Below are 10,507 nucleotides of genomic sequence, written 5' to 3' on the forward strand. Positions count from 1 at the left end.
TCAGAGCGAAGGCCTCGTGTCCCACCGTAACGCGCCGCTGACTGCGGAAGGTCGTCGCCGGCTGTGTGAACGTGTCGATGCCGGTCGGCCGATCTGTCACGTCGCCGCGGAGGCTGGGATCGCTCGGCAGACGCTGGGCAAGTGGTATGCCCGCTGGCGTGAAGCAGGCGAGGTTGGTTTGGAGGACCGCTCCAGCCGGCCCGAGTCATCACCGAACCAGACCGACCCGGAGATCGAGAATCGTGTAGTGGCGCTGCGCCGCGAGCGCAAGGTGGGTCCGGTGCAGCTGGTCGGGCTGCTCGCCGAGGAAGGCATCAGCCTGCCGGCCTCGACGATCTGGCGGATCCTGGTCCGGCACGGTATCTCAAGGCTCCGCGATCTCGACGTGTCCGGTGAGGATCTGCGGGAGCCGGTGATCCGCTACGAGTGGGCCAGGCCCGGCGACATGATCCACGTCGATGTGAAGAAGATCGGCCGGATCCCGGACGGCGGCGGCTGGCGGGTGCACGGCCGAGGCTCAGTGCAGCAGAAGGCGGCCGACCGGGCCAAGACCGCCGGGGCGCGGGCCGGCTATGTCTACCTGCACACCGCGATCGATGACCATTCCCGGCTGGCCTACACCGAGGAGCTGCTCGACGAGAAGGGGACCACCGCCGCCGGATTCTGGGCTCGGGCGGTGAAGTTCTTCCGCCGGCACGGAATCCGGCGCATCCGACGGGTGCTCACCGACAACGGATCCTGCTACCGCTCGCGCGTGTTCGCCGCGGCGCTCTGGGCAAGCAGGAGCAAGCACAAGCGGACCCGCCCCTACCGGCCACAGACGAACGGGAAGGTCTGTGAGTATCGCTGGTGGTGCTGGACCGTGCTGGCCTGACCCCGGCGAAGGTGTGACCGTGGTGTCCTGCGTTCGATTTGTCGGTCGGTGACGGTCCAGCACCTTGGTGCGCGCCGACCTGGCGGAACTGACCTGATAGGAGCTTGCCTCACGGTCCCGTCACAGACCTGTCGTCCGCTGGGTCGGCGTGCTCCCTACGTGTTGCCGTTCAACGAACAGGACCCCTGCTGATGACTGTCACCCTCGTTCCGTCCCTGCCACCCACCAGTGATGTCCCCGGCAATATCGGCGGCGTCGACACGCACAAGGCCACCCACTACGCAGCCCTGATCGACGCCCGGGGACACCTCCTGGATCACCGACAGTTCCCGGCCACGGAACGCGGCTACCGCGACATGCTGGACTGGTTCCGTGAGCACGGACCGTTGAAGGCCGTCGGCGTCGAGAGCTCGGGGAGTTTCGGCGCAAGCCTGGCGCGATTCCTGACCGATCAGCAGGTCCGGGTCGTCGAGGCCAACAGCCTCAACATGGCGGTCCGGCGTCGCGACGGCAAGTCCGACCGCCTCGACGCGGAACAGGTCGCCAGGGCGGTGTTGAGCCAGACATCGACCGCGATCCCGAAGAGCAAGAGCGGCATCGTCGAAGTCATCCGGACCCTGCGCGTCACTCGAACCAGTGCTGTCAAGGCCAAGACGCAAACGTTCAACACCTTGTGGGGCATCATCATCGGCGCCCCGTCAGCCCTCCGGGACGAACTCATCCTGCTGAGCAAGCGAACCCTGATCAAGCGCTGCCTGGCGCTGCGCCCCGAAACCACCGACCTGTTGAGCCTGGCAGAAGACCCGAACCGGCTCCTGCTCGCGGGAACCAAGACCGCTCTGCGTGACCTGGCCCGCCGCTGGAAGAGCCTCGACGAGGAGATCCAGCTCCTCAACCGTCAGATCGATGCCCTGGTCCGTCACGCAGCCCCCGAGCTGGTCGAACTGCACGGCGTCGGCACCGAGATTGCCGGCCAGTTCCTGGTCACCGCCGGCGACAACAACAGTCGGATCCACAGTGAGGCAGCCTTCGCCAAGATCTGCGGCGTCGCTCCGCAACCGGCCAGCAGCGGCCGCACCACCGGACGCCACCGGCTCAGCCGCGGAGGCGACCGCGCCGCCAACAGCGCTCTCTACATCGTCACACTGGTCCGAATGCGGCGCCACCAGCCCACCATCGACTACGTCCAACGCCGCACCGCCGAAGGACTCAGCAAACGAGAGATCATCCGATGTCTCAAGCGCTACATCGCCCGAGAGATCTACGCCAACCTGCCCCAGCAACAACTCCAAGCCCTGCCCGAGCACCAGCCAGTTTCGGCCGCTTGACAAACATAGGAGCATCGAGCGCTACCACCGCACCCTCGCTCGGGAGTGGGCATACAGCCGGGCCTGGTCAAGCAACGACGAACGAGCCGCGGCGCTGCAAGGCTTCCTGGACCGCTACAACTACACTCGACCACACACCGCGCTCAAGGGCAGGCCTCCAGCCACTCGCGTCCCCGCCGGTGTCACCAACCTCGCGGCGTAGTACACCTAACCATCACCAACCCGAAGGACCACCAAGGGCTACACCACTACCTGGGGCTTGACCTCGAGGTCGTCCTCGGCAAGATACGTAGCTCGCTTGTTCTCGCTCGGGAAGGCGGTGTCCATCCACTCCGCAGGCAGTCCATCCTGCTTCTCGATGTTGGCGGCCCCACCCAGCAACTGAAGGTTCGGCAGCAGGCATGCGGCGGCCAAGTAGTCGTCGACCTTAATCGAGCGGGACGCCGGCACCGAGGAACGGGACATATTCTCCACGACGGATCTTCGAGCACTTCGCCACGCTCGCTGGTAGGGAGCTGTCAACTGACTCGCCGCTCGTGAGGACACCTGGCGCCGAATATACATCGTACAGTGTATAGTCATCGTATGCTGACTATTTCCGATCGACTCGACGTGATGAACCGGCTCGGCCGAGCTATGGCCGACCCGACCCGCTCCCGCATTCTGCTGACCCTGCTGGCCGGGCCGAGCTACCCGGCGGTGCTGTCCCGCGAGCTGGGGTTGTCGCGCTCGAACGTGTCGAACCATCTGACATGCCTGCGCGGGTGCGGGATCGTGGTGGCCGAGCCCGAGGGCCGACAGACCCGCTACGAGGTGGCAGACCCGCACCTGGCCCGCGCGCTGACGGCGCTGGTGGATGTCACGCTTGCGGTCGACGAGAGCGTGCCGTGCATGGACCCGGACTGCGGGGTCGAGGGTTGCCAGGCGGGGGAGGTGCGGGCGTGAGCGCGGTCACAGGTTCGCAGGTCGAGCACGTCGACCTCGACGACCACGATGATGACGATGACCGGCCGTGGTATCGGAGCCCGAGCGTTCTGATCCCGATCGCCTCCGGCGTCGCGTTCGCCGCCGGCCTGGTGTGCGAGTGGACCGGCGCGGAGACCGCGGGCCTGGTGCTGTTCTGGATCGGCCTGCTGCTGGGCGCTTACACGTTCGTGCCGGGCGCGCTGCGCAAGCTGTTCACCAAGGGCAAGTTCGGCATCGGGCTGCTGATGACGATCAGCGCGACCGGCGCGGTGATCCTCGGCTACGTCGAGGAGGCCGCCGCGCTGGCATTCCTGTACTCCATTGCGGAGGCGCTGGAGGACAAGGCGATGGACCGCGCCCGCGCAGGGTTGCGGGCGCTGTTGAAGCTCGTGCCCGACACCGCACTCGTCAAGCGCGGCGACGCCACCGCCGAGGTCGAGGCGAAGGAGCTGCGCGTCGGGGATGTCCTGGTGGTCCGGCCGGGCGAACGGATCGCCACCGACGGCACCGTGCGGGCCGGGCGAAGCAGCCTGGACACGTCCGCGATCACGGGTGAATCGATCCCGGTCAAGGTCGAACCGGGCACCGACGTCTCGGCCGGGTCAATCAACACCACCGGCGTGCTCGAGGTCGAGGCCACCGCCGCCGGCACCGACAACTCGCTCACCACCATCGTGGAGCTGGTCGAGCAGGCGCAGGCCGAGAAGGGCGACCGTGCCCGCCTGGCCGACCGGATCGCCCGCCCGCTGGTGCCCGGCGTGATGATCCTCGCCGTGCTGGTCGGCGTGCTTGGGTCGCTGTTGAGCGGCGACCCTGAGCTGTGGATCACCCGCGCTCTGGTGGTGCTGGTCGCAGCCTCGCCGTGCGCGCTGGCGATCGCCGTCCCGGTCACCGTTGTTTCCGCGATCGGCGCGGCGTCGAAGTTCGGTGTGGTCGTGAAGTCCGGGGCCGCGTTCGAGCGGTTCGGCGGCATCCGCCACCTCGCCGTCGACAAGACCGGCACGCTGACCCGCAACGAGCCCACGGTGACCCGCGTCGTCACCACCGGCGCGACCGAGAATGAGGTGCTGGCGTGGGCGGCGAGCCTGGAAGGTCACAGCACGCACCCGCTGGCCGCCGCGATCACGAAGGCCGTCCCCGACGCCCCGACAGCGCACGACGTCACCGAGACCGCCGGGCGCGGCATCACCGGCACGCTCGGTAGTGCCCGTCTCGCCGTCGGTAGCCCCCGCTGGCTGGATGCCGGATCACTGGCCGACCAGGTGCGGGCGATGGAGTCCGAGGGGATGACCGTCGTCATCGTGCACCGAGGCGACCAGCCGGCCGGGGCGATCGGGGTGCGTGACGAACTGCGCCCAGAGGTTCCCGAGGTCATCGCCACGCTGAACCGCCGCGGGATCGGGGTGACGATGCTCACCGGCGACAACGCCCGCACCGCCGCAGCGCTGGCCGACCAGGCCGGCATCAGGGACGTGCGCGCCGAGCTGCGCCCCGAGGACAAGGCCACCGCCGTCGCGAAGTTGTCGAAGTCTCAGCCCACTGCCATGATCGGGGACGGCATCAACGACGCTCCCGCGCTGGCGGCCGCGGATGTGGGGATCGCTATGGGAGCCAAGGGCGCCGATGCTGCGATCGAGTCGGCCGACGTCGCGTTCACCGGCCACGACCTGCGCCTCATCCCACAGGCCCTCGCCCACGCCCGCCGCGGCCGCAACATCATCAACCAGAACGTCGTGTTGTCGATCGCGATCATCGTGGCGCTGCTGCCGCTCGCGATCACCGGAGTCCTCGGGCTCGCCGCGGTCGTGCTTGTACACGAGGTCGCTGGAGTCGTCGTCATCCTCAACGGGCTTCGCGCGGCGCGGCGCACGAAGGCATGACCGATCCCCTTGACGGCTCCGCTCCCTCCCCGGGAAAAGCGGATGCCGTGGAAGCGAGTTCTGCCGGCCCGGCGGCGGCGCGCGTCCGGCTCCGCTGGTTCCTGCTCGCGTGCGCCGTCGCCGCCGGCGCGGTGCTGATCGACCAAGGCAGCAAGGCACTCGCCCTCGCTCAGCTCAGCTCAGCGAGGATGACCGCAATCCCGCTCTTGGGAGACTGGCTCGGCTTACAGCTCGCGTTCAACCCCGGCACCGTCATGTCCTTAGGGTCCGATTCAACGTGGCTGCTCACCGTCATCGCGACCGCGGCGTCCATCGCCCTGCTCATCGCCGCCGCGCGCGCTCCATCGGCCGGGTGGGCGGTCGCGATCGGCCTGGTGTGGGGCGGCGCAGTCGGCAACCTCCTGGACCGGCTGTTCGCCCCTCCCGGATTCGGCCGCGGTCATGTCACCGACTTCCTCGCCTACGGCAACCTGTTCATCGGCAACCTTGCCGACGTCATCCTCGGTTTCGGCGTCGCCCTGGGCGTACTGCTTTACCTCCGAGGCCCAAACCACACCAGGAACGGACAATGATGGTCGCAGAGTATCAACGGCACGCGGCTGCCGGAACCGCTGGGTCGCCAGGCGGCTGTAACGCGGCGGTGGGCGCATGATCCTGTCCTCCGTCCTGCAGGCGATCGGCCTATTCATCGCCACGAACATCGATGACATCATCGTGCTCTCCTTGTTCTTCGCCCGAGGCGCGGGCCGGCGCGGGACCACCGCCCGAATCCTGGTCGGACAGTACCTCGGGTTCGCTGGCATCCTGGGCGCTTCCGTGCTGGTGACGCTCGGGGCGGGAGCGTTCCTGCCGCCGGAGGTCATCCCCTACTTCGGACTCATTCCGCTGGGGTTGGGACTTTGGGCTGCGTGGCAAGCCTGGCGCAACCGCGGTGCCGACGATGACGATGAGGCAAAGGTCGAGGGCAAGAAGGTTGGGGTGTGGACGGTGGCCGGGGTGACCTTCGCCAACGGCGGGGACAACATCGGCGTCTACGTCCCGGTCTTCCTCAGCGTGGGGCCAGCGGCCGTGGTGGCGTACTGCATCGTGTTCCTCGCCCTGGTCGCCGCCCTCGTCGGCCTGGGCAAGTTCGTCGCCACCCGCCGACCGATCGCCGAACTCCTGGAACGCTGGGAACACATCCTGTTCCCGATCGTGCTCATCGGCCTGGGCATCTTCATCCTCGTCAGTGGTGGTGCCTTCGGCCTCTGAACTCGTAGCCGACTGCGTAGATGGCAGCGTGCTGTGGTTGCTACCTGGCGGCTGAGTGTCCCGGTGCGCTCCGCGTGTGAGCGGCCCAGACGACGTGCTCGGCGCCGCTGCCTCAACTGAGCCCACGCTGACCGCGTAGGCGTCGATCACGCGGTCGGTGCCGGTGTTGAAGGCGTCGCGGATATCACTTGGATCACCACATCGCTGGGCCCGGCTCTTGTGTCAGGCGCAGCAGGAGGTGGGGAGTTCGTTGCGGAAGAGGTTCGCGGTGAGGCGGATGCCTTCGGCCATGGTGAGGTAGGGGGCCCAGGTGTCGGCGAGTTGGGTGACGGTGAATCCGGCGGTGATGGCGTAGGTTGCGGCGAGCATCATCTCCCCAGCGGTGTCGGCGAGGGCGTGGATACCGAGGACTTTGCCGGTGTCGGCGTCGGCGACGACCTTGATGCCGCCGCGTGTGTCGTGGTTGGCGATGGCCCTGGGCACGTCGGAAAGTCGTAGGAATCGGCAGGCGCACCGGTATCCGGCGGCGATGGCGCTGGCTTCGGTGATCCCGGCGGAGGCCAGTTGGGGTGAGGTGAACAGCACAGACGGCAACCCGGTGTAGTCGACTCGCTCGTCGTGACCCAGGGCGTTGTGCGCGGCGATCTTCCCAGTCCTCGCGGCGACGTACACGTACTGGGGCACGTCAGTGACGTCACCGGCGGCGAACACAGCCGGGTTCGTGGTCCGCTGCTGCTCGTCTACGATGACGAAGCCGCGCTCGTCGGTCGCGATACCCGCAGCAGGAAGGTTGAGCCCTTCGGTGCGCGGGGTGCGACCGGTGGCAACGAGGACACGTTCACCGGTCGCGTCCTTCCCGTTGCGGGTCGTCACCTGGACCAGGCCCTCGTGCTGGGTGATCGTGGCTGCGCGGTCGCCGATGACGCTGATCCCCTCGGCCAGGAAGGCCTTGCGGAGCTCGGATGACAGTTCCGGTTCGGCGTGCGGGGCGAGCCGACCGATGACGGTGACCTCTACTCCGAGCCGGGCGAACAGCTGCGCCTGTTCCAGGCCGACGAAGCCACCGCCGATCACCACGAGCGACGCGGGCAGTTCCGTCAGTTCCATCGCTGTGGTCGACGTGAGGTAATCAACCTGCTCAAGCCCAGGGATTGCCGGCACGTGCGGCTCGGCGCCGGTGGCGACGAGATACGACTTCGCGCGCACCGGTCGTCCATCCACGAGCAGGGTTCCCGCGTCTGTGAACGTTGCAGTGCCCGGGAGGATGTCAAACCCGTAGGCAGCGGCGATGTCGGCGTACTTGGTCTGGCGGAGCATCCCAACCAGATCATCCTTCTGCTCGATGAGCGCGCTGAGATCGACCATCCCAGCAGAGCTGGGGGCGCCTGAGAACGGGTTCGTGAGGGCGGAGTGCCGGGTGTGCGCGGCCGCGAGAAGCGTCTTGGACGGCACACAACCCACGTTCACGCAGGTACCGCCGAGGGTTCCCGATTCGATGGCGACCACGCTGGCCCCCTCGAGGCGCGCGTGGATCGCTGCGGACATCGCCGCCCCGCCCGTCCCGATCACCACGAGATCAACCTCTGTGTGCTGTGTCACGATGCCTCCTCAAGTTCGAACCGGCCACTCATGCGGCCACTCCTGAAAGAATGGACCTTAAAGTATGCTTGAAGGTCAAGTCGGTGGCGGAGGTGACGATGCGGATCGGAGAACTCGCGGGGAAGGCGAAGACGAGGGCGTCCACGCTGCGGTATTACGAGGAGCGCGGGCTGCTCCAACCTCCGGAGCGTACCCCGGCCGGGTACCGCAACTACGGCGACGAGGCGGTGCAGCGGCTCGTGTTCGTCGACCGGGCCCGCGCAGCAGGGCTCGCCCTCGCGCAAACCGCCGAGATCCTCGAAGTACGTGACGCGGGCGGGTCGCCGTGCGGTCATGTTCGAGACCTCCTCGACCGGCGACTGGTCGAGATCGACGAGCAGCTTGAGCATCTCCGCCTGCTCCGTACCAGCGTCGCCGAGCTCCGCGCGAACGCAGCACAGACGTCGCCGGAGGCCTGCACACCCGAGTCGATCTGCCGGTACCTCTGACCAATCGGCTGAAGGGTCTTGCTGCCCGGAGGGAACCGTTGTCTTGTCCGCGTAAGGTTGTCGCGCTCGTGGTAGTTCGTCAGGAACTCGTAGAACGTGTACGACTGCGCGGTCTCGGGCTTGAAGTTCCAGAGCAGGAAGGAGCCGACAGGGTATCCGTGCTTCAGACAAATTCACGATGGATAGCTGGCATCAGATACTCGCGCTTGTGGATGGCGGTGAGCATCTCCTCGATGCTGCGCCGGGTCTGGAAGGACATGCGGCTCTCTCGATACGGGCTGACGGGTGGTCAGACTACGGTCTCGTCGTTGACGGCGACGACGGTGTCGTAGAGGTGAGCCGCCCCCTTCATTCGGTCCGGACGTTCTGTGAGTCGTCGGTTTCCATTTGATGGGTGCACTGCCGAGCGTACTCGGCTGGGGTTAGGTAGCCGAGCGAGGAGTGCCGGCGGTGGTGGTTGTACTCGTCCTTCCAGTCGCCGATGATGACCTGTGCGTGCAGCAGCGAGTAGAAGCTGTTGATGTTGAGGCACTCGTCGCGGATCCGGCTGTTGAACGACTCGACGTACCCGTTGCGCCACGGCGAGCCCGGAGGGATGTAGGACAGGCCGGTGCGGGTGCCGGCCCAGTCGGCCATCGCCTCGCTGATGAACTCCGGCCCGTTGTCCGACCTGAGCACCGCCGGGGCGCCCCGGGCGGCGACGAGGTCCTCGAGGTGGGCGGTGAGTCGGTCGGCGGTAATCGAGCGCTCCACGAGGCCGCCGATGCACTCCCGGGTGTGTTCGTCGACGATCGAGCAGATCTTGATCAATCGTCCGTGCTCGTCGGCGTCGAACTGGAAGTCCACCGCCCACACCACGTTCGGCGTTCCACGACCCTGAACGATTCGTGTGGGGCTTCGGCGCGAACTCGTCGAACCCGCACCTCGCCTCGCGCGGGAAGATCGGCGTCCTCGTCTCCTGCGGTGCTGCGGTGATTTGCGGCGCGAGCGTGACGCTCATCAACTTCTTCTGGAACGTCGGCCAGTCCGTCTGACCCGCCCCGTCGTCGAGAGCTGGTGTTCGTGATGGGCGTGTGCGACGTTCCCGTGATCTCCTCGGTCTGCGATGCCGTCGGCGAAGGAGCTGCGTCTCTGGTCGCGGCCCCGTTCGACTGGCTCGCCCAGGCGATGGGTGCCGCCGCGGGGTGGCTGTTCGAGGCGGTCTGGTCGGTCTTCGACACCACGACGCTGGTGGATGTCACCAAGCCCGGTTACATCGCCGTCTACAACCTGTTGTTCGGTATCGCGGTCTTCGTGATGCTGATCTTCTTCTGCCTCCAACTCATTACCGGGCTGATCCGACGCGACCCCACCGCCCTCACCCGCGCCGCCCTGGGTCTGGCGAAGTCCGTCCTCGGGTCGTTCGTGGTCATCACGCTGACGGCGCTGCTGCTGGAGGTCGTTGATCAGCTGTGCATCGGGATCGTGCAGGCCGCCGGGGAAACGACCGAGTCGATGGGCGACAAGATCGCCCTGCTCGCTGCGGGGCTGGTCGGGATCAATATCGCCGCTCCCGGCGTGGGCGCGATCATCACGATCTTCATGGCCGGGCTCGCGATCACTGCCGCCGCGATCGTGTGGCTGTCCCTGCTCGTCAGGAAGGCGCTGCTGTTGGTGGCGGTCGTGTTCGCGCCGCTCGCGTTTAGCGGCGCGTCGTGGGATGCCTCGCGGGGGTGGATCGGGAAGTGGGCGATGTTCGTGGTCGCGCTGATCTGCTCCAAGCTCGTGCTGGTCGTGATGTTCCTCGTCGCGATCACCCAAGTCTCCGCACCGATCGACGCCGACCTCGCCTCGGTCAGCGACCCCATCGCGGGAATCGTGCTGATGGCGATGGCCGCATTCGCCCCGTATCTCACGTACAAGTTCATCGCGTTCGTCGGGTTCGACATGTACCACGCGATCGGCTCCGAGCAGGATGCCAAGAGCGCCCTCAACCGTCCGATCCCCGTCCCGACCAAGCCGCAAGGCGGCGGCGACCCGAAGAAGGTGCTCGACGGAGCCAGCAGTGGCGGCGGGAACGCGGGCGGAGGTTCTGGTGGAGGAAGCAGCGCCCCGCCACCGCCGAAGACCCCGGCACCGGCA

11 protein-coding genes and 2 pseudogenes are annotated in these 10,507 nt (G+C 67.1%); 10 read left to right on the forward strand and 3 right to left on the reverse strand.

The window, feature by feature from the left end; translation table 11 throughout:
* The first annotated feature begins 16 nt into the window (after nucleotides 1-16).
* From WBL05_RS00880 to WBL05_RS00890, 3 genes are all read left to right on the forward strand, one after another.
* Entirely contained in the window at nucleotides 17-874 is an 858-nt protein-coding gene (locus WBL05_RS00880) for an IS481 family transposase (protein ID WP_424223114.1), read from the forward strand.
* Between the two features lie 191 nt (nucleotides 875-1,065).
* On the forward strand, nucleotides 1,066-2,202 hold the full coding sequence (locus WBL05_RS00885; protein WP_424223116.1) for an IS110 family transposase: 1,137 nt from the start codon (nucleotides 1,066-1,068) through the stop codon (nucleotides 2,200-2,202).
* A gap of 13 nt (nucleotides 2,203-2,215) precedes the next feature.
* A complete protein-coding gene (locus WBL05_RS00890; RefSeq protein WP_424223123.1) occupies nucleotides 2,216-2,404 on the forward strand; it encodes an integrase core domain-containing protein in 189 nt (62 codons plus the stop codon).
* Nucleotides 2,405-2,442: 38 nt separating this feature from the next.
* Here WBL05_RS00890 and WBL05_RS00895 read toward each other — a convergent pair whose 3' ends face one another.
* Nucleotides 2,443-2,667 carry a hypothetical protein gene (locus WBL05_RS00895; protein WP_424223117.1) on the reverse strand — a complete coding sequence of 75 codons (225 nt, stop codon included), beginning with the start codon at nucleotides 2,665-2,667 and terminating at the stop codon, nucleotides 2,443-2,445.
* A 120-nt stretch (nucleotides 2,668-2,787) separates the two neighbouring features.
* Here WBL05_RS00895 and cmtR point away from each other — a divergent pair, with 120 nt between their 5' ends.
* From cmtR to WBL05_RS00915, 4 genes are all read left to right on the forward strand, one after another.
* On the forward strand, nucleotides 2,788-3,147 hold the full coding sequence (cmtR, locus tag WBL05_RS00900) for a Cd(II)/Pb(II)-sensing metalloregulatory transcriptional regulator CmtR (RefSeq protein WP_026926287.1): 360 nt from the start codon (nucleotides 2,788-2,790) through the stop codon (nucleotides 3,145-3,147).
* On the forward strand, nucleotides 3,144-5,048 hold the full coding sequence (locus tag WBL05_RS00905) for a heavy metal translocating P-type ATPase (RefSeq protein ID WP_424223120.1): 1,905 nt from the start codon (nucleotides 3,144-3,146) through the stop codon (nucleotides 5,046-5,048). The genes cmtR and WBL05_RS00905 overlap by 4 nt, the downstream gene beginning before the upstream one ends.
* Nucleotides 5,045-5,620, forward strand: a complete 576-nt coding sequence (locus tag WBL05_RS00910; RefSeq protein WP_100810822.1) for a signal peptidase II — start codon at nucleotides 5,045-5,047, stop codon at nucleotides 5,618-5,620. Before WBL05_RS00905 ends, WBL05_RS00910 begins: the two co-directional genes overlap by 4 nt.
* A 76-nt stretch (nucleotides 5,621-5,696) precedes the next feature.
* A complete protein-coding gene (locus WBL05_RS00915) occupies nucleotides 5,697-6,299 on the forward strand; it encodes a cadmium resistance transporter (protein ID WP_100810821.1) in 603 nt (200 codons plus the stop codon).
* A gap of 222 nt (nucleotides 6,300-6,521) precedes the next feature.
* On the opposite strand, the gene merA is transcribed toward WBL05_RS00915, so the two are convergent.
* Complete coding sequence (gene merA / locus WBL05_RS00920; RefSeq protein WP_198519550.1) at nucleotides 6,522-7,901, reverse strand: mercury(II) reductase; 1,380 nt, start codon at nucleotides 7,899-7,901, stop codon at nucleotides 6,522-6,524.
* Nucleotides 7,902-7,996: 95 nt separating this feature from the next.
* On the opposite strand from merA, the gene WBL05_RS00925 reads away from it, so the two are divergent.
* Nucleotides 7,997-8,386 (forward strand): MerR family transcriptional regulator, encoded by a 390-nt coding sequence (locus tag WBL05_RS00925; RefSeq protein WP_424223125.1) that lies wholly within the window; start codon nucleotides 7,997-7,999, stop codon nucleotides 8,384-8,386.
* A gap of 348 nt (nucleotides 8,387-8,734) precedes the next feature.
* On the opposite strand, the pseudogene WBL05_RS00930 reads toward WBL05_RS00925, so the two are convergent.
* Nucleotides 8,735-9,334: pseudogene (locus WBL05_RS00930) on the reverse strand (integrase core domain-containing protein); the annotation flags it as partial.
* Between WBL05_RS00930 and WBL05_RS00935 the strand changes: the two are divergent.
* A pseudogene (locus tag WBL05_RS00935) lies at nucleotides 9,274-9,420 on the forward strand (DUF6112 family protein); the annotation flags it as partial. The pseudogenes WBL05_RS00930 and WBL05_RS00935 sit on opposite strands and share 61 nt — an antisense overlap.
* A gap of 31 nt (nucleotides 9,421-9,451) precedes the next feature.
* Nucleotides 9,452-10,507, forward strand: a 1,056-nt coding sequence (locus WBL05_RS00940; protein WP_424223127.1) for a conjugal transfer protein TrbL, incomplete at its 3' end; no start/stop codon positions are given.

Origin of the sequence: Brooklawnia sp. (genome assembly GCF_049651565.1) — a bacterium.
Lineage (GTDB): Bacteria > Actinomycetota > Actinomycetes > Propionibacteriales > Propionibacteriaceae > Brooklawnia.

Coding starts and splice junctions, on each gene's coding strand:
- WBL05_RS00885 (WP_424223116.1), top strand. CDS start 1,066: ATGACTGTCACCCTCGTTCCGTCCCTGCCACCCACCAGTGATGTCCCC.
- WBL05_RS00895 (WP_424223117.1), bottom strand. CDS start 2,667: ATGTCCCGTTCCTCGGTGCCGGCGTCCCGCTCGATTAAGGTCGACGAC.
- cmtR (WP_026926287.1), top strand. CDS start 2,788: ATGCTGACTATTTCCGATCGACTCGACGTGATGAACCGGCTCGGCCGA.
- WBL05_RS00910 (WP_100810822.1), top strand. CDS start 5,045: ATGACCGATCCCCTTGACGGCTCCGCTCCCTCCCCGGGAAAAGCGGAT.
- WBL05_RS00915 (WP_100810821.1), top strand. CDS start 5,697: ATGATCCTGTCCTCCGTCCTGCAGGCGATCGGCCTATTCATCGCCACG.
- WBL05_RS00925 (WP_424223125.1), top strand. CDS start 7,997: ATGCGGATCGGAGAACTCGCGGGGAAGGCGAAGACGAGGGCGTCCACG.